17 protein-coding genes and 4 pseudogenes are annotated in these 24340 nt (G+C 32.9%); 15 read left to right on the forward strand and 6 right to left on the reverse strand.

The annotated features are described in order from the left end of the window. The first annotated feature begins 517 nt into the window (after window positions 1–517). The 4 genes and pseudogenes from MHH71_RS26870 (at window position 518) to bla (ending at window position 9357) form a co-directional block, all read left to right on the forward strand. Window positions 518–2980, forward strand: a complete 2463-nt coding sequence (locus tag MHH71_RS26870) for a LamG-like jellyroll fold domain-containing protein (RefSeq protein ID WP_087944653.1) — start codon at window positions 518–520, stop codon at window positions 2978–2980. A gap of 189 nt (window positions 2981–3169) precedes the next feature. Continuing rightward, the gene (locus MHH71_RS26875) at window positions 3170–5500 is read left to right on the forward strand and encodes a glycoside hydrolase (protein ID WP_078212088.1); all 2331 of its coding nucleotides are present in this window, start codon (window positions 3170–3172) and stop codon (window positions 5498–5500) included. A gap of 682 nt (window positions 5501–6182) precedes the next feature. Then, window positions 6183–7550: pseudogene (locus MHH71_RS26880) on the forward strand (N-acetylmuramoyl-L-alanine amidase); the annotation flags it as partial. Window positions 7551–8424: 874 nt separating this feature from the next. Then, complete coding sequence (bla, locus tag MHH71_RS26890) at window positions 8425–9357, forward strand: class A beta-lactamase (protein WP_006096820.1); 933 nt, start codon at window positions 8425–8427, stop codon at window positions 9355–9357. Between the two features lie 163 nt (window positions 9358–9520). On the opposite strand, the pseudogene MHH71_RS26895 reads toward bla, so the two are convergent. Beyond that, window positions 9521–9631, reverse strand: a pseudogene (locus MHH71_RS26895) (helix-turn-helix domain-containing protein); the annotation flags it as partial. Between the two features lie 403 nt (window positions 9632–10034). Here MHH71_RS26895 and MHH71_RS26900 point away from each other — a divergent pair. Together MHH71_RS26900 and MHH71_RS26905 are read left to right on the forward strand one after the other, a co-directional pair. Beyond that, window positions 10035–10805: an ABC transporter ATP-binding protein gene (locus MHH71_RS26900; protein ID WP_033799297.1), complete on the forward strand. Its 771-nt coding sequence runs from the start codon at window positions 10035–10037 to the stop codon at window positions 10803–10805. After that, window positions 10792–12747, forward strand: coding sequence for an ABC transporter permease (locus tag MHH71_RS26905; protein ID WP_033799296.1), 1956 nt, complete (start codon window positions 10792–10794; stop codon window positions 12745–12747). The genes MHH71_RS26900 and MHH71_RS26905 overlap by 14 nt, the downstream gene beginning before the upstream one ends. Window positions 12748–13030: 283 nt before the next feature. Here MHH71_RS26905 and MHH71_RS26910 read toward each other — a convergent pair whose 3' ends face one another. Continuing rightward, window positions 13031–13453, reverse strand: a complete 423-nt coding sequence (locus tag MHH71_RS26910) for a DUF1801 domain-containing protein (RefSeq protein WP_006096817.1) — start codon at window positions 13451–13453, stop codon at window positions 13031–13033. Window positions 13454–13549: 96 nt separating this feature from the next. On the opposite strand from MHH71_RS26910, the pseudogene MHH71_RS26915 reads away from it, so the two are divergent. Then, a pseudogene (locus MHH71_RS26915) lies at window positions 13550–14122 on the forward strand (recombinase family protein). A 42-nt stretch (window positions 14123–14164) separates the two neighbouring features. On the opposite strand, the gene MHH71_RS26920 reads toward MHH71_RS26915, so the two are convergent. Together MHH71_RS26920 and MHH71_RS26925 are read right to left on the reverse strand one after the other, a co-directional pair. Further along, window positions 14165–14629 carry an SRPBCC family protein gene (locus MHH71_RS26920; RefSeq protein WP_006096815.1) on the reverse strand — a complete coding sequence of 155 codons (465 nt, stop codon included), beginning with the start codon at window positions 14627–14629 and terminating at the stop codon, window positions 14165–14167. Between the two features lie 14 nt (window positions 14630–14643). Beyond that, window positions 14644–15522 carry an AraC family transcriptional regulator gene (locus tag MHH71_RS26925; RefSeq protein ID WP_033799295.1) on the reverse strand — a complete coding sequence of 293 codons (879 nt, stop codon included), beginning with the start codon at window positions 15520–15522 and terminating at the stop codon, window positions 14644–14646. A gap of 459 nt (window positions 15523–15981) precedes the next feature. On the opposite strand from MHH71_RS26925, the pseudogene MHH71_RS26930 reads away from it, so the two are divergent. From MHH71_RS26930 to MHH71_RS26955, 6 genes and pseudogenes are all read left to right on the forward strand, one after another. Continuing rightward, window positions 15982–16149 (forward strand): annotated as a pseudogene (locus MHH71_RS26930) (Tn3 family transposase); the annotation flags it as partial. 582 nt (window positions 16150–16731) lie between these two features. Next, complete coding sequence (locus MHH71_RS26935; RefSeq protein ID WP_033799293.1) at window positions 16732–17499, forward strand: ABC transporter ATP-binding protein; 768 nt, start codon at window positions 16732–16734, stop codon at window positions 17497–17499. After that, window positions 17489–19471 carry an ABC transporter permease gene (locus tag MHH71_RS26940; RefSeq protein ID WP_033799292.1) on the forward strand — a complete coding sequence of 661 codons (1983 nt, stop codon included), beginning with the start codon at window positions 17489–17491 and terminating at the stop codon, window positions 19469–19471. The genes MHH71_RS26935 and MHH71_RS26940 overlap by 11 nt, the downstream gene beginning before the upstream one ends. Window positions 19472–19532: 61 nt before the next feature. Beyond that, on the forward strand, window positions 19533–19904 hold the full coding sequence (locus MHH71_RS26945) for a YxeA family protein (protein WP_006096810.1): 372 nt from the start codon (window positions 19533–19535) through the stop codon (window positions 19902–19904). Between the two features lie 195 nt (window positions 19905–20099). Then, window positions 20100–20771, forward strand: coding sequence for a response regulator transcription factor (locus tag MHH71_RS26950; protein WP_006096809.1), 672 nt, complete (start codon window positions 20100–20102; stop codon window positions 20769–20771). Next, window positions 20768–21790 (forward strand): sensor histidine kinase, encoded by a 1023-nt coding sequence (locus MHH71_RS26955; RefSeq protein ID WP_033799290.1) that lies wholly within the window; start codon window positions 20768–20770, stop codon window positions 21788–21790. Before MHH71_RS26950 ends, MHH71_RS26955 begins: the two co-directional genes overlap by 4 nt. Before the next feature lie 403 nt (window positions 21791–22193). On the opposite strand, the gene MHH71_RS26960 is transcribed toward MHH71_RS26955, so the two are convergent. Both MHH71_RS26960 and MHH71_RS26965 read right to left on the reverse strand, forming a co-directional pair. Next, complete coding sequence (locus MHH71_RS26960) at window positions 22194–22358, reverse strand: DUF2197 domain-containing protein (RefSeq protein ID WP_078211803.1); 165 nt, start codon at window positions 22356–22358, stop codon at window positions 22194–22196. Window positions 22359–22386: 28 nt separating this feature from the next. Continuing rightward, on the reverse strand, window positions 22387–23016 hold the full coding sequence (locus tag MHH71_RS26965) for a TetR/AcrR family transcriptional regulator (protein ID WP_078211802.1): 630 nt from the start codon (window positions 23014–23016) through the stop codon (window positions 22387–22389). Window positions 23017–23184: 168 nt separating this feature from the next. On the opposite strand from MHH71_RS26965, the gene MHH71_RS26970 reads away from it, so the two are divergent. Beyond that, on the forward strand, window positions 23185–23685 hold the full coding sequence (locus MHH71_RS26970; protein ID WP_371391988.1) for a nucleoside deaminase: 501 nt from the start codon (window positions 23185–23187) through the stop codon (window positions 23683–23685). Continuing rightward, window positions 23682–24140, forward strand: a complete 459-nt coding sequence (locus tag MHH71_RS26975) for an NUDIX hydrolase (RefSeq protein ID WP_033799289.1) — start codon at window positions 23682–23684, stop codon at window positions 24138–24140. The genes MHH71_RS26970 and MHH71_RS26975 overlap by 4 nt, the downstream gene beginning before the upstream one ends. The last annotated feature ends 200 nt before the right edge of the window (window positions 24141–24340 follow it).

A 24340-nucleotide genomic window follows, 5' to 3' on the forward strand; every position in this document is an offset into this window, starting at 1 on the left:
GAGAGATTTAACAATTTGTTAAATAATTAAATTCGTTAATACAAAGAAAAATATAGTGTTTCAAGTACTCTTATCCAAACTCATGTCAGAAAGCAACATTCCAATCCTAATAATTGTGTTATCCAAGTTGGAGCCCTGCCAATTTTCATCCGTCGAATAAATCAAGTAGTTCACTTTGAATTGAAATGTTCAAAAACGTTATTTTTTCTAATCTAGCTTGTTTAGAAAGAATAATGTTTTTTACACTTTGGGGTATTAAAATACCTTAAGTTGATGGGCATGCGGTTGAACCCCCTTATAGCATAAAATACGATTTCACTAGGAATCTACTATTATTCGCGTTCTTCTTCATATATTTGCACCAGAACCAGGAAACCGACTTATTTTCGGGGTTTTTTACTTTGTTTTACAAATTTTTAACATTTTTTACCTTTAATTTATACTAGTTTAATAACGGTTCGCTAAAATATTCTTGTATTTTACAATATATGCGAGGAGGATTTTTGTGATCAAAAGGATGTTGTGTAAAGTGAAAGGTCTTATTGGTTTTTTAGTAGTTTTCTTTTTAGTATTTACATCTTTTTCTTGGACTAGTTTTGCGGAAACAAAAGAAGAAAAAACAGAGAAAGAATCGTCAGAGAAGAAGCTTGTTTTTCCGGTGTTAAGTGATGTACACATTAAAAATAGTGGAACGGATGATACGTTTCGTTTTCAAAGAGCGCTGCAGCAATTAAACGCAGTAGCTCCAAGACAAGATGCTTTTGTAGTTGTTGGTGATTTTACAGACAGTGGCTCGACGCAGCAGTATGATCGTTTCTTCCAAACTTATAAGCAATATGGAAATCAAAATGCAACTGCTATGTATGCTTTAGGTAACCATGATTATTGGAACGGATTATTGGCACATGATGCACAGAAACGTTTTCTTAAAAAAACAGGAATGGAATCTATCTATTATCACAAAGCTGTAAAAGGCTATCATTTTCTTGTGATGAGCCCAGAAAATGGAGTGACACATGGGTATTATTCAGATACACAAATTAATTGGTTGAAGCAGGAATTAGTAAAAGCGAAGCAAGCTGATCCAAATAAGCCAATCTTTGTCTTTTTACATCAGCAAATTAAAGGAACAGTGTACGGGAGTCATGAATGGGGGACAAATGATAGTGCCAAAATTAATGAAGTCTTAAAAGAGTATCCACAAGCTGTAACGTTTTCTGGTCATTCTCATTATCCACTTGATGATCCAAGGTCAATTCACCAAAAAGACTTTACGTCTGTTGGTACATCATCAGTTAGTTATATGGAAGTGGAAAGCGGAAAAGTACAAGGAAATATTCCTCCGGGAGCTGAAACATTAAGCCAAGGTTTATTGGTAGAAGTAGACGATCAAAAAGTGACGATTCATCGCCGTGATTTTCATACGAACTCTTGGACAGGTGAGCCGTGGGTAGTTGAACTTCCAGCAAAGAAAGAATCTTTTAAGTATACGGAAGATCGTGATAAGGAAAAGCCGGCATTTTTACAAGATGCAAAGCTGAAACTTTCGAATATAACAGAGACATCTGTGACAGCGACATTTCCGCAAGCTGTAGATAATTTACTCGTTCACTCATACCGTTTGCAAGCAAAAGAGAAAGCAACAGGAAAGGTGAAAAACCAGCTATTAGCCTTCTCCGAGTTCTACCGGGATCCGGTGCCTAAAGAGCTGACATTTACATTAGGTGGACTAGAGATTAATACGGAATATAACATAGAAGTAACAGCATTAGATTCATTTGGAAATGAAAGTAGTGCTCCTTTGCGTGAAGAATTTGAAACGAATACAGAAGTAATTGATCCGAATGCGAAAGTACCGAAAGCAGATGTATTCGATGTGAACTTTTTAGATGGTACTTTTAAAGATTATTCATCGTTTGGTGCAAATGGAAGTGTAAAAGGAAATGTAACAATTGAGTATGAGAAACAGTTAAAGAAACACGTAATGAAATTAAGTGGACGGAATAATACGTATGGATATATTCCATTTTCAAATGAGCAAAAAGAAAAGGTAAAGGATTCCTTTACACTGGAAGCAGTGTTTTCTATGAATCAAATTCGCAATCAAGCAATTATGGAAAATACCGAAAGCGGTGGAATTGGATTTGAATCAACAGGTTCTGGTTATGTAGAATTATGGGCACATATTGGTGGCAGTTATAAACGTATTGGTGTACAGCTAGAAGCTAATAACACATACCATCTAACAGGAACATATAATGGAAGTGAGCTTGCAGTATATGTAGATGGAAAAAAAGTAAATAGTCAGCGAGTAACGGGGAAAGTGTATCATCCAAACGTACCATTTGCGATTGGAGCAGATCCAACAAGCTCTGGTAATGGTAGTGTTCCATTAAATGGAAAAGTCGTGCTTGCAAGACTATATAGCAAGGCACTAACGCCTTCTGAAGTGAAAGCGGCTTATAATGAGTTTGATAATCGGATAAAAATAGAAGAGATCGATAACTTATATGAAGAAATGAATAAGGTAAAAGAAACATTGGCAGGTACTTACGAATTTGGAGAGAAGCCTGGTCAATATTCACAAAAAGCGTTTGCCGCATTACAAAAAGCGTATAACGGTGCAAAAGAAACGTTTGAAAGAATGATGGTAACAAAAGAAGAAATCGTTACAATGTATCAATCGTTACAAACGGCACATCAAACCTTTTTACATTCTAAAGTGGCAGAAGAAAAGCCACAAACGGCGAAAGAAAAACTTCAAGTAAAGATTAATAGAGCAAAAGATTTCTTAACAAAGATACAAGTAGGAACAGAGGTAGGGCAATACAAGAATGAACCAGTGAAAGCATTAGAGCAAAAAATACAAGTAGCTGAAGCAGCTGTACGTGATCAAAATATGACGGACCAACGTGCAGATAGTATGCAACGCACATTAGAGGATGCCACTGGGCTTGTTGAGAATAGTATAAACAAATAGGGCGGGGAAGAGGCTTGTCATGGACAAGTCTCTTTTGCGTGAGGATCATTCGAGACTTGAGGGGGCACGGCAAGAATTCGTTCTTTTTTGATCCACTCATCATTAAGCTAAATAATAATAAAATACATTGTCACATTCATGTCACAATGTATTTGTATGATAGAAATACAAAAAAGGAGGTTTATAAGTATGAATAAAAAAATGAACAAGCTAGTCATTCCAATTTTGATGAGTTCAATATGTCTTACATTACCATCCCTGAGTTATGCGCAACAAAAGGATATTACAACAAAGGGACAAAACGTAGTTTCTCAATACAAAAATTTTACTTTTGATGTGAATCCTGAAACCGGTGAAATTTTTGTGGAAAAAGATGGTGTGAGAGAAAATGCTTCCTTACCACTACCGAAGAAAAAAATAACAAATCTAATAAAAAAACATGATTGTATATCTTGGAATTATCCAGATGACCAAATAGATGTGAAGATTGAAAAGAAAGAATCCTATTTAAGTATTAAGTTAAAATCTACTAAGTCTGAAGGAGCTAATGAATTTACATGGCCTAAAGTAAGTGCGGACAGCTATACGTTACCATTATGGGAAGGAAAAAATATACCTAGCAATGACCCAAACTGGAAAGAATATTTAAAAGATCAAGACATGTCATTCATAGAACGTTTTTCTATGAGATTCTTTGCATTGAATAAATCTAAATATTCCATTATGTATATAGCTGACAATATGTATAATGATAATATTCATTTCACTGCTGATTCCGATATACAGTTTAGTTTTACACATCAATATCCTTCTATTAATAAGAATAAAGAATATGGATTCAGATTGTATCTAACTGATAAAAACCCTGTCTCGATGGCAAATATTTATAAAAATTATATAAAAGAACAGGGAGAATTTAAGACACTAGAAGAAAAAGCAAAAACAAATCCGAACATTAAAAAATTATATGGTGCTCCTCATATTTATTTTTGGGACCACAGTGGGATTTCAGTAGAAAATATCAAGTGGGATAAATTCACACAAAAAATGGATGAGACATTTACAAATTGGATTGCACAGTTGTTACAAGAAAATACGGAAGATGGCTCAAAAGATTTTGAAACTGTTATGCAAGATATAAAGAATCAAAAAGCTATTGATAAAAGCCAGCAAAAAGTAATAGTTAATGCGATAAATCAGGTATTAAAATTAGAACAACTTTATAATAAAGATATTTTTAACAATCCAGATACTGTAATAAATGAATTGTTGAAAAAAGGAATCCAAAACTTAAGTGAACAAGAACTGTATACACTGAACAAAGGATTAATTAAGAGTAAGTTAACAGATGCAGTGGATGAAGTAAGTAAATGGGAACAGAAAGAAACAACAGATGTTTTAGTTGATATGAAGAAATCGAATGTTAAAAAAGCATGGATAGGTTTACCTAATTGGGCTAATGGATTAATGAATCCCAAAATGGTAGAAGAAGCAAATAGAATGGGGTATTTAATCGGTCCTTATGATTCATATCACTCGATTCATGAAGTTGGAAATAGAGATTGGAATACTGCTTCTTTTAAAGATAAAACTTTATATGAAAATGCCACAATATCGAATGAAAAAGGAGTAAAAATAGGAGGATTCTTAGGAAAAGGAAGAAAGTTAAATCCAACTTTATCTTTACCTAGTGTGCAAGAACGTGTAGGTGATATTTTACAAAATAATATACCGTTTAATTCTTGGTTTGTCGATTGTGATGCTACAGGCGAAATTTACGATGATTATTCTCCAAATCACATTACTACTCAGGAACAAGATGTAAAAGCAAGACTGCAAAGAATGAAATATATTAGCGAAGAAAAACATATGGTAGTCGGATCAGAAGGTGGGAATGACTTTGCTAGTAATATAATTGCCTTTGCGCATGGAATTGAAACGCCTGGGATTTGGCCCGACTCTGATATGAAAGATAAACAGAGCCCATATTATGTAGGCGGATATAAATCCACTTCACCAGATGGCGCTATTCCAGAAACGAATGCCAAAACCATACCAATCAAACCTATTTATAAAAATATTTATAATAATCCTGTATATTCAATTCCGTTATATAAACTTGTATATAATGATTCAATTATTACTACTCACCAATGGGCATGGGGAAGTTTTAGAATTAAGGATGAGATAGGAAATAGAATGTTATCTGAAATGTTGTATAATGTACCACCTTTATATCATATTGATAAAAATGAATGGGAGAAAAGTAAATCCATCATTACCTCTTATTTGAAAGTATGGTCTCCATTTCATGAGAAAGCCGTAACAAAACCAATGACTAATTTTGAAGTATTGTCTGAAGATCGGCAAGTTCAAAGTACGACATTCGGAAAAAACATGAAAGTGATTGTGAATTTCTCAAACCAAGATTTTACATATAACAATGAGAATATAAAAGCAAAAACAGCTATAGTATATGATGGGAAGAAAAAGAGTATATTAGAAGTTCCTAAATACTAAGATACATGACATGGTTGTTTCTTTGAAATAAAGTCGTACTGTTTTGAATAAAGTTTAACTGTTTGCAAAAAGGTTGCACCGTTTTGCATCATTAGATAAAGCTGTCACGGTAAAACTCCTGAGGTTTGATCAAACTTTATTCCAAACCAACATAAAAAAGGACTTATGTGTTTTGAAGTCTCTTTTTATTTGTAATCAGGATTTTTGAAAGATTTGTGAATTTCATAGAAAACAAACGGGATATAAAGTAAAATGTTATAGTTTCGTATATTAAAGGTTATTTATGTTATTTAAATTATATTTTTCCGAAGGTACTAGAGGGAGTGCCATCATGTATAGTGTGGTTGAAACTGCAAAAGAGAACAATTTAAGTCCTTATCATTCTCTTCGATATTTGTTTGAAACGCTCCCCAATATAGATTTAAACAATTATGAAGAAAAATCTGTGTTGGATTTTCTTTTCATTGGTCTTAGTTGTGGGAGGAGCCCTAATGTTGTGTTATAACTCTGAAATATTGACATATCTAGGAGGACCTATAGATTTCAGTTAATTATATGAAATGAAAAATCAAGTCGTTATTTTTTTGATTCAGACTACCATTATTTAAACTATTATTCACACTAAAAGAAGTACAAGGAGGAAGGTATATCTATTAAAATAGTGAGATATACCAAAGTAGAAATGAATATTAAATTTAACAAAAAAGTAGTAGCATTAACAGCAGGATTAACGGTATTATCCTCACCATTAGCATCATTTGCAGAGGAACAACAATCAGTAAACAATAAGCAACCTACAAGCGTTCAAGAACAAGGTAAAACAGACCAACTTCAAGCATCAGATGAACAGGCTATAAAAAGTATTGAAGCTAGTTTTGGAGGGGTAGACGGACGTGGTGGAGGTACTGTCGATAATAAGAAAGCAGACAGTCTTCAACGTTCAGAAGGTATTCATGAAGAAACGGGTACATTAACTGTTCCTAACAATTCCAACAGAACAAAACGTAGTCTGTCTTCCGCATCACCTAGAATCTCTAGTACAATAAATGGTGTTCCATTCACTGAATGGATTGTTCCAGTAGGTAACGATAATATTCGTCCTCAAAACTACATGAGTCCAAAGTATATTACAATTCATGAGACTGATAATACAAGTGTAGGAGCAGGTGCTAGAAACCACGCTCAATATCTATATAACCAAGCAGTAGGGAACACAGACCGAACTGCATCATGGCACTTTACAGTAGACGATAAAGAGATTTATCAACACTTACCATTAAACGAGAACGGGTGGCACGCAGGAGACGGTGATGGTCCAGGTAATAGACAATCTATTGCAATTGAAATCGCAGTTAACAGAGACGGTAACTACAGTAAAGCAGTAAATAACGCTAAGAAACTTGTAGCTTATTTAATGAAAGAAACGGGTGTACCGTTAAATAATATCGTAAAACACCAAAGATGGAGTGGTAAAAACTGTCCTGCTAACATGATTAATAATGGACTATGGGATTCATTCGTAAATGGTGTTGAGGGGTATTATAATAACCTTTCTCAACCAACAGACGACATTATAACAGGCTGGCAACAAATTGATGGCAAGTGGTATTATTTCAACTCTTCTGGAGCCATGCAAACAGATTGGCAGCAAGTTAATGGTATTTGGTATTATTTCAACTCTTCTGGAGCCATGCAAACAGATTGGCAGCAAGTTAATGGTATTTGGTATTATTTCAACTCTTCTGGAGCCATGCAAACAGATTGGCAGCAAGTTAATGGTATTTGGTATTATTTCAATTCTTCTGGAGCCATGCAAACAGATTGGCAGCAAGTTAATGGTATTTGGTATTATTTAAACTCTTCTGGAGCCATGCAAACAGATTGGCAGCAAGTTAATGGTATTTGGTATTATTTCAATTCTTCTGGAGCTATGCAAACAGGCTGGCAGCAAGTTAATGGTATTTGGTATTATTTCAATTCTTCTGGAGCCATGCAAACAGGCTGGCAACAAATTAATGGCAAATGGTACTATTTTAACTCAGATGGGTCATGGGATAGTTCGAAATAATAGATTTTCATGTAATTATTTTGGGAAAATAAAAATCAATACACGCTCGTATATTTATAATTAATGAAAAAGCTCTTCAGAATGCTAAAGTGAAGAGCTCTTTCACTAAATTTACATCAATATTTACTTAATAATTTCTATTAGGGGTACAGCTGCATGCCCATCAACTTAAGAAATTTCACTCCCCCTAAGTACAAAAAAGCGTTATTCTTTCTAATGTCGCTTTTAAATAAAGTCACGGTGTTTATAAAAAAGTTGCGATATTCTATCTCCTTTAATTAAGAAATTCTAAGTGGGTTTTAATCAAACATCTTTTAAAAATGGAATGTCCATTCAAAAAAAACGAACCTATTTTGAAAAAGATTCGTTTTTTTATCGTTCAATATAAGTTTGCAAAGTATTTTTGATCGAACTTTTTTATAAAGCTTCACAAATACTCTATACAAAAATTTTAGCTACATGGTTCTTCCAGTTTTTTTAGCTTATTCTCCACTCTTATAAACATACTGATTATTAGTAATAGCATAGATCCCATAATTAAAAGTATTACAGTGGAAGGGCTATTTAAAAATAGGCTGATAATACTTCCTAGTATAATAATTATAAATCCATTTTGTGTCATGATTTCAGCACTATACCTATTTCCAGCCGATTGAAAATATTTTTAAATGTATGGAACAAACTTGTTACTTAGATTGTCTATTAAGTATACGTATAAAACAGGTGTTCATGATAGTTTGCTCATTTTATGATAAGAGAGATGCAAGAAGAGTGTTATCCTATACACTCTTTAATTGCATCGGTATTTAGAATACCTAGACAAAATCCATATATTCTTGAAAGAGGTTGAAAATTTATGATAGTCTTAAACAAGTTTTTTAACATTTCACATTACAAAAAGGTTGTACCTGTATTATTTCTTTCATGTGTAACGCTTATAGGCTGTTCCAATAGTAATACTCAATCTGAACCACCTAAACAAACCAAGCAAGAAAATACAGTTAATCATTCTTTTACTAAACTTGAAAAAGAATTTGATGCTAAACTCGGTATTTATGCATTGGACACTGGTACGAATCAAACCGTTACTTATCGATCAGATGAACGGTTTGCATACGCATCTACCCACAAAGCTCTAGCTGTGGGAGTACTTTTACAAAAAAAATCAATAGAAGATCTAGATGAAAGAATTGTGTATACTAGCGAAGATCTTGTTAATTACAATCCAATTACAGAAAAGTATGTTGATACAGGTATGACTCTGAAAGAGCTTGCAGATGCTTCCATTCGATATAGTGATAATACTGCACAAAATCTTATTCTTAAACAATTAGGTGGGCCTAGTGAATTCAAAAAATCACTGAGAGCAATAGGAGATACTGTTACAAATCCTGAACGTTTTGAACCAGAATTAAACGAAGTGCATCCAGGAGACACTCATGATACTAGTACCCCCAAGGCATTAGCTACTAGTCTTCAGGCTTTCGCCCTAGGAGATGTACTTTCAACTGAGAAACGGGAATTATTAATAGATTGGATGAAAAGGAATACTACGGGGGGCAACTTAATTCGTGCTGGAGTTCCAGGAGAGTGGGAAGTAGCCGATAAGACTGGCTCAGGATCTTATGGAACCCGAAATGATATCGCAATTATTTGGCCACCAAATAAAAAGCCAATTGTTCTTGCGATACTTTCTAATCATGATAAAGAGGATGCTAAATACGATGATAAACTTATTGCAGAAGCCACCAAAATAGTGATAGATGCTTTAAAAGCTACGAATAAATAATAATAGTAATAATTTAATAAAATTTTTCCATTTTTCCGTCACAATACTGTGACGGTCTTTTTTTGGTATTTTACGAAGAATCGACCATTTAAGGATACGGAAAAGATTCAAAGAATAACCCGTTACAACTGAAAATTTTTTCAATTTAGGCGGGTGTTTTTTCTTATATTTTATCTTGTAGTTTCCTATATAAAGAAGATCTTGAAACATTGGTAATTTCACAAATTTGTTTTACTGTCATATTTCCTTCTTCATATAGTTTAAGTGCATAATTTTTGAAATTTGGCCGATTGAGGTATATTTGGCATGTTCATTTTTAAGGGTACAAAGTATATTCTGAAGAGACTTTTTAAGTTTTTATAACAGGACCGAATCCATTATATGACCACTTTGCAAATAGAATTTCAGGAAAAAAATAGCCCCATCCGGCATGCTATGCCTAATTATATAGGGTGATTTTTTAACCTTACATAATTGTAATGTTTATGTAAGAAGAATCAATAGTTAGTACGATTTCCCAATGCTATAGTAACAAAGTACTTTCATTCGTAAAGTTAAATTTACGCTTCTTCTGTTAGTAGGCCTTATAAAACTGGCATGTTATGTAGGAAGCATTGATAGTGGCAAGAGTAGAGATTATAGAATGAAAATAGAGAATAGATGAAATGAGGATAGAAATGAAGACAGTATTAGAGGCGAAACAAATTAAAAAAGTATACGATACAGGTGGAAATAAATTTGAAGCGTTAAAAGGTATTAACTTGCAAGTAAAAGAGGGCGAGTTTGTTGGCATTATGGGACCTTCTGGGTCTGGTAAAACGACTCTTTTAAATGTTCTTTCTACGATTGATAATGCGACGAATGGTGAAATTTTAATTGAGGGAAAAGATATTGTGAAAATGAATGATGATAAGCTGGCATTATTCCGCCGTAATCATTTAGGATTCATTTTCCAAGATTATAACTTATTAGATACGTTAACGGTGAAAGAGAATATTGCTTTACCTCTTGCGTTATCAAGGGTGAAGGCAAGTGAAATTGATCGCCGCGTTCTTGAAATCGCGAAGAAATTTGGTATTGATCATATTTTAAATCAGTTCCCCTATCAAGTATCTGGTGGACAGAAACAGCGTTGCGCGGCATCACGTGCAATCGTTACGAATCCGAGTATGGTTTTTGGAGACGAGCCAACAGGAGCACTTGATTCAAAATCAGCAACAGATTTATTGGAAAGTATGAAGTTGTTAAATGAACATGATAATTCAACCATTTTAATGGTAACGCATGATGCGTTTGCAGCAAGTTACTGCAAGCGAGTTATCTTCATTAAAGATGGCGAGTTATATAAAGAATTACACCGCGGAGAATTAACTCGTAAACAATTCTTCCAACAAGTAGTCGACGTAATGTCTGCAATTTCTGGGGGTATGGCAGATGACATTATCTAGTATTGCTCTCCGCAACATACAGCGGAACTTTAAAGATTACTTTTTATACTTTGCATCTATGATCTTTAGCATCGTTATGTATTTTACATTTAAGGCACTTCAGTACAATTCACAAATGGAAAAAGCCGCGGAAGGCTCCAAGAAAATTAGTGGGGGATTCCAAGCTTCAAGTGTAATGCTTATTATTTTCGTAGCGGTATTTATTATATACTCTAACGGATTCTTTACACGAAAGCGTAAAAAAGAAGTTGGATTATATTCTTTATTAGGTATTCGTAAAAGACAAATTGGTAAAATGCTGTTTTATGAAAATATGTTAATGGGATTAATGTCATTAGTAATTGGAATTGCGATTGGGAGTGTGCTTTCAAAATTATTCCTTGAACTACTAGTAAGTATGATGGGATTAAACTTAAATGTTCACTTTGAAGTACCGATGTCCGCGATTGTTGATACAGCAATTATCTTTATGGTGATTATATTGTACACATCACTTCAAGGATATCGTTTAATTTACCGCTTTAAACTGATTGAGCTTTTCCATGCGGAACGTGAAGGAGAAGAAATGCCAAAAGGGTCAGTGATTATGGCGTTGATCTCAGTATTTTTAATTAGTTCAGGTTATTTCTTATCACTGATGTATGATAAAGCAGTTAAGTATGCGGACTTTATGATAGTTGCACTGTATATTTTACTTGCGACAGTATTAGGAACGTACTTACTATTTATGTTCTTTACTGTATTTGTGTTGAAACGTGCAAGACATAATAAATCATCTTTCTATAATAGCATGAACATAGTGACGACATCACAGTTACTATATCGTATTAAAGGAAATGCGAAGTCACTTGCGACAATTGCGATATTAAGTGCAGTCACATTAACAGCAGTTGGTACATCTGTAACGCTGTATTACAATACGTTTAAACAAGTGAGATCTTTTGCACCATACAGTTATTCTTACGAGAAAAAAGATGCGGTACTTGATCAGAAAGTAAATGCGATTTTGGATGAAGAGAAACAGAGCCATCCTGTAACGAACCAATTCGAAATAGAAATGGTTCCTGTGACAGGGAAGTTTGAAGGAAAAAAAGTAGATATGGGTAGGAATAAACTGGATTCAATTACCAAGCAATATCAGCTTATATCGCAATCAGCATTTAATCAAATAGCAAAGAAAATGGATGTAGATGCAGTAAATTTAGCTGCTGATGAAGCTTTTGTATATGATGGTTTGTATATTGAAGGTCATGAATTCAGTCCGGTATATAAAGGGAACAAAGCTGTATTCCCAATAGGAAATGAAACAAAGGCATTGACGATTAAAGGTGCTGAAGGGCGTACTCTAACGAACTTAGGTGAATTATTCGTTGTTGTACCAGATAAAGTATATAACAGTGCAAAAAAAGTATCTGAGACACGTATTGTTAAAAATATCGATGTAAAAGATGAAAAGAATGGTAAAGTACTAACGGAGAAATTAAGGAAAGCGATGCCAGTTGGAACTGGGGAAACAGAATTTAAACAACCTTTCAATGATTTCTACACTGGTTTCCACGAGATGCTGGAAGCAACAGGGTTAATGATGTTTATCGGTCTCTTCTTAGGTCTAGTGTTCTTACTAGCAACAGGTTCTATCATTTACTTCAAACAATTAACAGAAGCAAGTGCAGACCGTAATCGCTATATAGTACTCCGCAAAGTTGGAGTTACAAAACAAGAAATGAAAAGAGCGATTGCAAAACAAGTAGGCTTTATCTTCGCGATTCCATTATTAGTAGGAATCTGCCACAGCTTATTTGCATTAAAAGGATTAAAGACAGTAATGCCAAATGAAATTCTGATTCCATTACTAATGAGTATCGGTGTGTATAGCGTTATTTATATCGGATATTACTTCTTAACAGTTCGTTCTTATTATAAGATTGTGAGCGCGAAGTAATGAATAGCGCAGCTATCGCTATAGGCGGTAGCTGTTTTTTTATGGGAATCTTATAAAAGTATAATAAAAATCACCCGCTGAAATTGGAAGTTTTTTCTGATGTGGCGGGTTATTCTTTGAATCGTTTCCGTACCCCTAAAAGAGCACCTTCATAATCTTCCTAAGGCATAATCAGAATAATATGATTACCATGTTCTGAAATTCCCTTCAAATCCTATCCTAAAAACAGGTATTTTAATGTGTGTTCAAAATACCTGTTTCTTAATTTTCTCCATAAATTTCATTAATGATTTGGATACTCTTCTTTCAAAAAATTTACAGATTGTTTGATTAGCGCTTTTAGAACATTACTATCAATGTCTGCTATTTTATTAATATAAATACACGATTTTCCAGATGTGTATTTTCCGAAGCTTTTTAATAGTTCTTCTCGCCTAGGGTCACCAACTGCAAAATATAGACTAATTTTAGCTTTTCTGGGGGAAAAGCCTACTAATGGGGCATCTCCCTCATGACCGGATGCATATTTATAATGGTATGTACCAAAGCCGATAATGCTCGGTCCCCACATCTTTGCTGTATAGCCTGTTGTTTCAGTAAATATATCTAATAATTGATATGCGTTTTCTCGTTTTTTAAGACTTTCAACACTTTCAATAAATTCAATTACACTATTGTTAGTTTCTGTTGTTTTGAGTTTGTACATATTAAAAGCACTCCTTTTTATTTATAAGGGTTTCTGCATTACAAAAAATGGACCTTCGGTACAATAAAATCATATACGTTGTACAGGAGATAACATATGATTATTGGTTATGCCCAAGTATCTACTTTTGACCAAAATCTAGATCGTCAAATTCATTCACTTACTGAATAGGGATGTGAAAAAATTATTATTAAAGAAAAATTCACTGGAACAATTCGAGACAGACAGGGTCTTATAAAATTGTTTGATATGATAAGAAAAGACGACACCGTTGTAGTTGAAAGTATTTCACGTTTAGGTCGTAAAACATTAGATATTTTAAATATTATCCAACATTTCGAAGAAGTAGGGATTCAGTTCGTATCACTGAAAGAAAATATGGATACAGGAACTCCTACAGGTAAGGCTATGTTACAGAAGATGTGTGTTATCGCAGAATTAGAAAGAAATTTGATTGCGGAACGGGTAAAAGAAGGAATGGAAGCCAGTAAAAATCGTGAAAAAAAGTTAGGTAGATCCAAATTAGAAAAAGAAAAGCTCTCAATTACTTTACGTATGTATGATAGTAAAGAATACTCCATTAAAGAAATTGTAGAAGGAACTGGCATATCACAAGGTTCTCTTTATCGAGCGATCAATCAGCGGAAACTTGAAGAAACAAAGAGGTGAAAAACCTCTGTATTATTACTTTTGAAATACATTTATTGGAATCTATTCTGCACTTTCCAGCACAGTTGCTCCTTCCACACTTTGTTTTAAGAGAATCATTTGTTTCTTTATTGTCCGTTTAATAATCCCACGTAAAAGAAAATTCATGATTTTACTGAATAGAGTTTTAGCTTCTATTTTTTCAGTCAAAAATAGTCTGCAACTTTTATCAGTTAGTACTTCAAGCTGATATTTGACTTCAATTAAAAACGCTGGAAGATGCAGCTGGATTCCTAAGAGACTATTTTTTTTGTACGCAATCACTTGACCTTCGTACTCTTGAACCCGACCTCTTTCACGTAGACGCTGTTTAAATTTAGTACCTACAGGGTTAGCTGGATTAAATGTTGTAATATTTTCTGTTCCTTCCAATCCCTGAATCCACTTCATTTGTTTTTCTGGATCTTCTAAATATGAAAAAGCTTTTTCAATAGGTGCTTGAATATCCATCTGAAATGTAATTAACATCCCCTAATTCCTCCTTATTTCACTCTAATCGGTACATAAATATCCGTTTGATTTAATTTGTATGATGGGTTGATTGTTGTTGTCCTGTAAATCTCTACTACAGGGAGCCCCACAAACTCAATGTTTTTATTATGTTGAATTTCTTGATATAATTTTTGGTAAGCGTGTTTCATATTCATCCCATAAGGCCCTACATACGTAACAGTCGCAAACTGTCCACCTTCTAATTGTTGGTAACTAATTTTTCCTTCTGAATGAAAAGGTTGATCGACTTCTATGCAGCAATCAAATCGTAGTAATTCTTTTGGTGTAATAGTAGGCGCATCATGACCAACTCCTAATAAAAAACAATCATTCCGATAGATTTTTTTGTCTTTTGCCCATTGAATCAGTTTATGAAATAGTCTCGTATCCACATCTTCGTACAGACCGGTGTTTCGTATAAAAGCAACATCAATTGGACTTACATGTTTCAGTGTTACGGGTGATATTTCAAATACATTTGTCATTTGATTCAGAAAAGAATGTCTTTCTTCCAAACTCAATTCCCCTTTACGAAATTGTTGTCTATAATCTTTTGGAGTATATTGAAATTCTCTCTTAAACGCTCTTGTGAATGATTCTGGATTCTTGAATCCCAATTCATTGGATATAGAAAGAATTTTTTCGTCCCAATATTTCAAAGCAAATGCTGCTTTTTCTAACTTAATTCGAAGAACATATTGTTTTAATGTTTCTCCTACCACATTCTTAAACATTCTATGGAAATGGAATGGTGATAATCCTGCCTTTTTGGCAACAACCTTTAAATCTAAGTCCTCATGTAAATTGGCTTGAATGTAAACAAGTATTGGAATTACAATTTCTAAATTCCTATTCGATCTATTGCTCATCAACGATATTCCTTTCGCAATTAAATGTAGCACACAGCATGTTATATCTCTTGACATTTCTTGCTTTTTTTCGAGATAGAATCTTTAAATTCTTTTCAATTACAGTATTAACTCTGAGCAAGAAATTAATGTCGGTTCAATGCTCATCATAATCCGATTGAGAAAATTGATAAAGAAAATTAGATTAGAATGTGTTGTTTGCATCTATCCAAAAGAAATGTTTCATGCTCCACTTGGGACTATCCCTTTCTAAACAAGAAAACCGTTAGTTTCTAATAAAATAATGTACAAAGGAGAATAAGAATTTGAAAACGAGAGAACTTCTAACTACATCACAAAGAGAAGGTTTCTATGGAATTCCTGAATATATGGAAGAAAGAGAAATTCTACGCTACAACACAATAGCTGATGAAGAATTGCAACTTATAAATAAACAACGTGGAGCGACCAATCGATTAGGCTTTGCGTGCAAAAGGAGTGGACATTCCAGAAGAATATTTACAACATATATCTCCACTTGGTTGGGAACATATTACATTGACAGGTGATTATGTGTGGAACTTAAATCAAAAAACAAATTTCGATAATTTAAGACCATTACGAGACAAAAACTCCATAAAAAAGTAGTAAAATAAATAACCGATTCCTTAGCGTACAGGGAACCGGTTATTTTGTGTCTAAAATGTGTCTAAACGTACAATTTTCATGCCCATCAACTTAAGAAAAGTAAACACCCCCAAAACAAAAAAATGAGCTGATTTCTCAAAATAACTAACTGTAGAGAAAGAAAATTTTCATTTAGGGGGTACTTCAAAACCTTAGCTCGATAGCGATGGGGTAGCACCAACAAAACGCGAATTTCGTACGCTAAGCAAAATTTTATAAAGAAAAGGCCAATTTCCTGTACGTTAAGGGATGTAGTGCACCTCCAATAGAAGATATGGCTAAAAAATTAGCATAGATTTAACTTTTTTGTGTCTAAAATATTAACTCAAATCCAGCTTCTACTTAGGAACTGTGCCTAAAACAAAATTCTCTTTCATTATTTTTCCCTTGGCTTATTCATGAGTCGAGGGTTTCTTTTGTGAAACATTACGAAAATGTAATGTTAATGTAATGTAGTTCCATCGATACTACAAATATAACCGGATAAAATTAGTTACATAAGACGAAGTCAAAACAGGAGTGTTACCAAAAGGAGTGCTACAAATGAAAACCATATTAAGTGTTGAAAAAATTGAAAAGTATTATGGAAATAAAGATAACGTAACAAAGGCAATTGATAATATCAGCTTTAAAGTAGATGAAGGGGAATTCGTTGGAATCATGGGACCTTCAGGAAGTGGTAAAACGACACTTCTTAACTGTATTTCAACAATCGATCATATTACAACAGGAAAAATCATCATTAATAATAGTGACATTACTAGGTTAAAGTCAAAAGCATTAGATACATTTAGACGAAATGAGTTAGGCTTTATATTTCAGGATTTTAACCTATTAGATACTCTTACAGCATATGAAAATATTGCTTTAGCGTTAACAATTAAAGGTGAAAAAAGTTCAGAAATAGATGGGAAAATAAAAGCAGTAGCAAAGTATTTAGAGATTGAAGAAGTTTTAAACAAATATCCTTATCAGATGTCAGGTGGACAAAAACAAAGGGTTGCGTCAGCAAGAGCGATCGTGACAGATCCATCCTTAGTCCTTGCGGATGAACCAACCGGAGCGTTGGATTCTAAATCATCCAGATTATTACTGGAAAGATTTGGGAGTCTAAATAAAGATTTAAAGACAACAATTCTTATGGTTACGCATGATGCCTTTACAGCTAGTTATGCTCGTAGAATCCTTTTTATTAAAGATGGGAAAATCTTTAATGAGTTAGTAAGAGGAAATGATTCTCGAAAAGAATTCTTTAATAAAATTATCGAAGTAATCACATTGCTTGGAGGTGATGATAATAATGTACTCTAAGATTGCCGTAAGTAATGTAAAGAAGAGTTTTAAGGATTATGCTATATATTTCTTAACACTAACATTAGCTGTTTGTATATTTTATAGCTTTAATTCAATAGAGTCCCAAAAGGCGCTTACTGAACTGAAGTATTCAGGTTCATCATATATAAAAACGTTAACTAGTGCATTGGCTGGTATATCAGTATTTGTATCCATCATATTAGGAAGTCTTATATTATATGCGAGTAATTTTTTAATAAAGAAACGTAAAAAAGAATTAGGAATTTATATGACCTTAGGTATGGGAAAAAGAAGAATATCTAGCATATTAGTAACAGAGACCATAATAGTTGGAGCTATATCTTTAATTAGCGGACTTATACTAGGGATTGCAGCATCACAAGCCTTATCTAGCTTGACTTTAAAGCTATTCGATTTACCGATGAATGAATATAAATTCGCAGTTTCGACAGGTGCTATAGGTAAGACTATATTGTACTTTGGTATCATGTTCTTACTTGTTATAATCTTTAATGTATTTGTTATTTCTAAATACAAGATCATCGATTTGTTAACAGCAAGTAAGAAAAATGAAGAGATAAAATTTAAAAATCCTATTATACATCTAATAGTATTTATTTTATGCGTAATCTCGCTTGGCTATGCATATAAAACAATACTGAAAATAGGCTTCAGGATAGATAATCCTATGTTCCTGCTAGCAATAATCCTTGGAATTTTAGGTACAGTATTATTTTTCTTTAGTTTATCTGGATTCATCTTGTATATAGTAAAGAAAAATAAAAAGGTATATTTAAAAGAGCTAAATATTTTTATAATTAAACAAATAAATAGTAAGGTGAATACGAATTTTTTATCCATGTCTCTCATTTGTTTAATGTTATTTCTTACAATAGGGATATTGTCTACTGGAATAAGTTTTAAACAAGCTACTGAAGAAGGACTTGAACAAGTAACGCCTTTTGATGCTAGCGTAAGGTTGTACAATGTTAGTCAAAATAACCATGAAGATACGTTAAATAAGATTAAATCTAAAATAAGTAAAAATGAAAAATATATAGTTTACAATGAATATGATGCAGAGTTAAGCGTAGGAGAATTGTTGAAATCTCGAGATAAAAAGCTTCAACCATTTAACGTAAGCTTTGTTAAGGTATCTGATTATAATAAAATTCTCCAATTAAAGGGTGAAAAAGAAATAAATTTAAATAAGGATGAGGTTTTAATCTCATCAGATAAAGGTCCAGTAATTAAACCAATTAATAAAAAGTTGAAAGACAGTAATAAACTTAATATTAAGGGAAAAGAATATTCGGTAAAACAAACTAAAGTTATAGAAGAAAATCTTCATACTACTAGTGGTTTTACAGATAATGTATGTACAATCATTATAAATGATGAATTTTTATCAGGTTATAAGATTCGTATGTCAGTATTTAATGTAAATTATTTAGATAAAAACAGAGAAGAATATAATAAAAAATATGATAAAATCGACCATGACTTTTTTATGGCTGGATATCGGGATAGAGGTATGCCGCAGGGGGTATCAAAGGATCAAACATACTCAGAATCCAAGGGGTTCACAGTTATGGTGCTGTATATCGGAATATATATTGGAATCGTGTTCTTAATTACTAGCATGGCTGTATTAGCTCTTCAACAATTATCAGAGGCCAGTGATAGTATAGAAAGATATAAAGCCTTAAAGAGAATTGGTGCAAACGAAAGAATGATTAACAAAACAATTTTTATGCAAACTTGCATATATTTTAGTCTTCCGGTTATTCTTGCATTGATTCACTCAGTGGTGGGAATTAAGATGATGAGTGAAACGATAAGTAATGTGTATCAACTAGATATTACCCTTCCAGCGCTAATGACCGCTTTCATATTTATTATAGTGTATGTAGGATATTTCTTTACAACATATATAGGATATAAAAATATTGTTAAGAGTAATTTATAAAGAGATTGATTGTAGACAAGGTTTTAGTAAAATTCAGCAGTAAAAATAATAGAAGTAAAAGGTGATTATTTTGAAAAAAACGCTAATTGTTTTAAGTATTTTAAGTGGACTATTATTCGCAGCAGTTGGAGGGTGGTACGGTTATAATAAACTGAAGTATGAAAAGTGTTACGTTAAAATAACAGAAAATAGTAAATCAGGAATTGTGAACCCTTCGACGGGATTCGTTGATTATAATCTAATGGCATATGATAAAAACGGAAATGAGGTTCCTGTGAAATTTTGGGCTAAAAAAAAGCTGAAAGTAAATGCATATCTTGCTGTTGATGTATTTAAACCCTTGAATAAGGATTCAAATGATATAAACTCATATAAAGAGGTAACAGCGGAACAATTACCTGAAAAAGTGAAAGGAAAGTTAAATGTTAAATAATAAATAAGTATTCATGTAAAGAGGTATTTACTGAAAAGTAGGTACCTCTTTGACATAATCAAGAATTTAACAGGTGAAAATTCCTGATAAAACTAAATATGTACTTTCATATTTAGTAGTTAAATATAGCTGTATATTTATATAAAATATAAGGGATAATATAATGGAAGGTGAAATAGATCGAGGGGGAATTTTATGAAGAAAATTATGATTATTGAAGATGATGCAGTGATCAGAGAAGAATTGCAAAACTTTTTACAAAGATATGGATACGATGTAAAAGCTCCTATAGATTATAATAATATCATGCAGTATGTTGAAAATGAAAATGCAGACCTTATATTGCTAGACATAAATCTTCCTGTGTTCGATGGATATTATATATGTAGAGAAATACGTAAAAATTCAGATGTTCCAATTATAATAGTTACAAGTAGGGACAATGAAGTAGATGAATTAATGAGTATGAACTTAGGTGCAGATGATTTTATTACAAAGCCCTATAATACAGAAATATTATTAGCAAGGATAACAAATATCTTGAAAAGAACATATGGAAGCTCGAAGGCGAGTAATATGTTAAGTTACATGGATTTCCATTTAAATCTTTCCAATGCAAGCGTTATGTATAAAAACCAAGCGATAGAGTTAACGAAAAATGAAGTGAAAATCCTTTCCTATTTAATAAACAATAAGGGAAATATCGTAAAAAGGGAGTTCCTTATGGAACACTTGTGGAAATCAGATTATTTTGTAGATGACAGTACTTTAACTGTGAATATTACTAGATTACGAAAAAAGCTTGAGGAGATTGGCATCGAAAACCCAATCGAAACAAGAAGGGGATTGGGGTATATCATGCCATGAGTATAGGTGAATTTATTAAAGACAAAGTGGTAGTAATTATATCTAATCTGCTGCTATTTCTTATATTATTAGCTGTGATGGTTATGATGGATTTTCATGCCCTTCTCATATTCTTTGTGTTTTGTATTTGGTTTTTACCCTTATTTTCGTATATGGCTTTAGAGTGTATACAGGCTAAAGTATATTATGATGAAGTTGACAGCATATTAGAAAGTTTAGATAAGAAATACCTACTTCCAGAAGTAATAAAGGAAGCTCATTTTATCCATGGGGAAAAACTAAACCATATACTGAAGCCGGTAAGTAGAGATATGCATGAGAATGTGAAATACTACAAAGATATGCAGGCAGACTATAGGGAGTATATAGAAACATGGGTACATGAGATTAAAACCCCAATTGCTTCTACAAAGCTAATTATTGAAAATAATCAAAATGAATTAACGAATAAAATAGACCTCCAGATCGATAGGATTGAGGGGTTTGTAGAACAGGTGTTGTATTATTCCCGAAGTAACAATGTAAGCAAAGACTACATTATTAAACCCATTCATCTTAATGATGCAGTAAGGAATGTCGTGAAAAGAAATTATAGGGATTTCATTCATAAGAAAATCAAACTAGATATAAAAGATATCAATGAAATTGTATATAGTGATGGAAAATGGCTCGAGTTTATGCTCAATCAGATAATAGGGAACGCTGTAAAATATGCAAACAGTGAAACGCCCATGATTAGCATATATTCAGTTAAGAAAGCCAACTCAGTCATGTTAACTATAGAAGATAATGGAGTAGGGATCGTAGATAAAGATATAAATAGAGTGTTTGAAAAAGGATTTACAGGTGAAAATGGTAGAAGATTTAGTAAAAGTACAGGTATGGGCTTGTATCTATGTGAAAAGCTTTGTTCCAAGCTAGGCATAAAAATTACGATTGACTCTAAGGTAAATATAGGAACTAAAGTTACATTTATAATTCCTTTTTCAGATATGATAAACTATGTAGATTATTTATGAATCTTTAAAAAGGAAGGTCTTCCAAATTGAAGAGCCTTCTTTTTTTGTGCACGGATAATGTCCGCTAATACTTATTGAGTGATTTGGTTCCATTGCTACACAGACCCCAAAAATAGACTTAATAAAAACGTTGCATATATTATGTTGCAAATTAATTTTCGATAATCCTACGATATTTGTAGCAAAATAGAAAAAAGATTATTGCAACACTATTAACCCATTTCTGTACAGCGAAAATCCTTATTTAGTGAGAAACATAAAGACACCATTTTGAAAAACGATTAATTAAAATAGTGTCTTTTCTTCTTGGATGAACCTTCCGTTTTATAAAAAAGTTTAACCATTTTAGAATAGTTTATGTTGGACATTATCTACTAGCAAAAGTGAGTAGTAGATAGTACCACTATCTAAAAAAATGTTTTATTGCTTCAAGTTTTATTTTATGACCGCATTCGTCACAGCAATATTTCCTTTTCGGATTTTTCTTAAATTGCTTATATTTTTCAGTTCCTTCATATACCCGAAATCCTTTTTTACAACAAAAACAAATAACCTCATAAAATATCATGTACTTCCTCCCTCATTAGGGTGATATGTTACTTTTGAGTTGCCCGCTCAAAGATTGTGATAAGTTCTTCAGTGTAATCTTTAACGTTAAGATTGGGATTTCTCATTAGCTCTAGGCTAAATCCGTCTACGGCATGCCTGATTGTTAACGTCATCACCCTTAAAGACGTTTCAGAAAAATCTCGAAACACTCCTTCTTGTATCCCTAAACGTAGAATATTTTCAATGGGAAGAAAAATGGTTTCATCATAGTCTGCTGCAAACCGAAGTTTCCCTTCATCTGTTCTTTCATTTGAAACAATTTCTATAACAGCGAATACATGCTTACGATGTTCATCAATAAATTTCAGATTAGATTTAATATACGTTTGGAGCATTCCTTTTGGGGGCGTTTGAGCTTCAATTTGCGAACAAATAAAGGACTGGCAAGCTATATAATAATCAGCTATAACTTGCTCCAGAAGTTTCTCTTTGTTTGTAAAGTGATAAGAAATAACCCCCTTACTTATTTTTGCGCGTTTAGCGATTTGTCCTAAAGAGGCTTGTGCATAACCCACTTCAGCAAGTGTATCAATCGTACATTCCACAATCTGAGCTCTACGGGCTTTTTCAATAAATGACATTTCTTTTTGGTTGTTTGTTTTATTTTTTATACTCATGGTTATATTTTAGCACGACCGTTCAAAAAAATACAATAAAAACCATTTTTTCATTCTTACTTCAAATAATTACATTTAATGTTAATTTCGTGTATTGTTCATCATATTTTTATTACTTTTTTTTGATAGAATTGAATTTAAAAGGGGGAATTTGTTTTGGTGAGAGAAATGGATCGTTTGTTTTTAGAAATGGCTTTAGAAGAAGCGAAAAAAGCAATGAAAGAGAACACATATCCAGTAGGTGCTATTATTGTTGGGCGAAACAATGAAATATTAGGTAAGGGACGAAACAGGGTACATACTCAGGATGATGCTTCCGCTCATGCTGAAATTGATGCCATCAGAACAGCAGGAAAGAAGCTCATACTTGCTAAAGAAAACAGACTACCTATTACATTATATACAACACTAGAACCATGCCCGATGTGTACCGGAGCTATACTTTTTTCTCATTTTACAAGAGTAGTATGGATTTTAAATGATGACAAGGGATTTGGTGGGTATCTCAAGATTAATAGTACTCGTGTTTTTGAAAAACGCTTTAACAATATTGAGCACATTAGTGAACCATTTGAAGATTTAGCCGTTAAGCAAAGAGAATTAATGTTGGAATGGGCTAAAAATCCAAATAACATTCATAATAAGATTCTAGGGGGTACAGTAGAATGATTAGGCAAGTTGTAGGTGCAATCGTATTCCAACATAATGAGTTCTTATTGGTACATAAGGTGAAAATTAGCGATATAGCAGAAGAACATACTATGTCAAAGGGTGAATGGGACTTTCCAAAAGGAGGAGTAAAACATTCAGATGATGACTTAGCAAGTGCTATTTTGAGAGAACTTGAAGAGGAAACTGGTTCCAAAGAGTTTAGGGTTATTAAACAATTCAAAGACAAGATTTGTTTTGTTTTCCCTAAAGAAATCCAATCGAATCTCGGATATGAAAAACAAGAAACCACTATGTTTTATGTAGAATATATAGGTGATAGAACAGATTTACATCCAAAAGATAATGAAATAAGTCATGTGGAATTCTTTGAAACACCTAATTTATTGGGGGTTTTAAATCATGATGATACAAAGGGGTTTTTTGAAAGGATACTTTTAAAGAATTTTCAATAATCCTTAATTATTTGTGTCGCGCGTTCATCAAGTTGGAACTTTTATGCCACAGGGTAAAAGGAAATATAACTAAACTTAAAATGCCAAGAGTAACGAACGAGGTGACTGTATGAAAAAAAGAGTAAAAATGGGTTTCATAAGTGTATTACTAGGAACATGTTTAACACTTACAGGATGCAAGGTTGCGTATAAGGATATTG

Source organism: Bacillus sp. FSL H8-0534, from assembly GCF_038005885.1.
In the GTDB taxonomy this organism is placed as follows: Bacteria; Bacillota; Bacilli; order Bacillales; family Bacillaceae_G; genus Bacillus_A; species Bacillus_A pseudomycoides.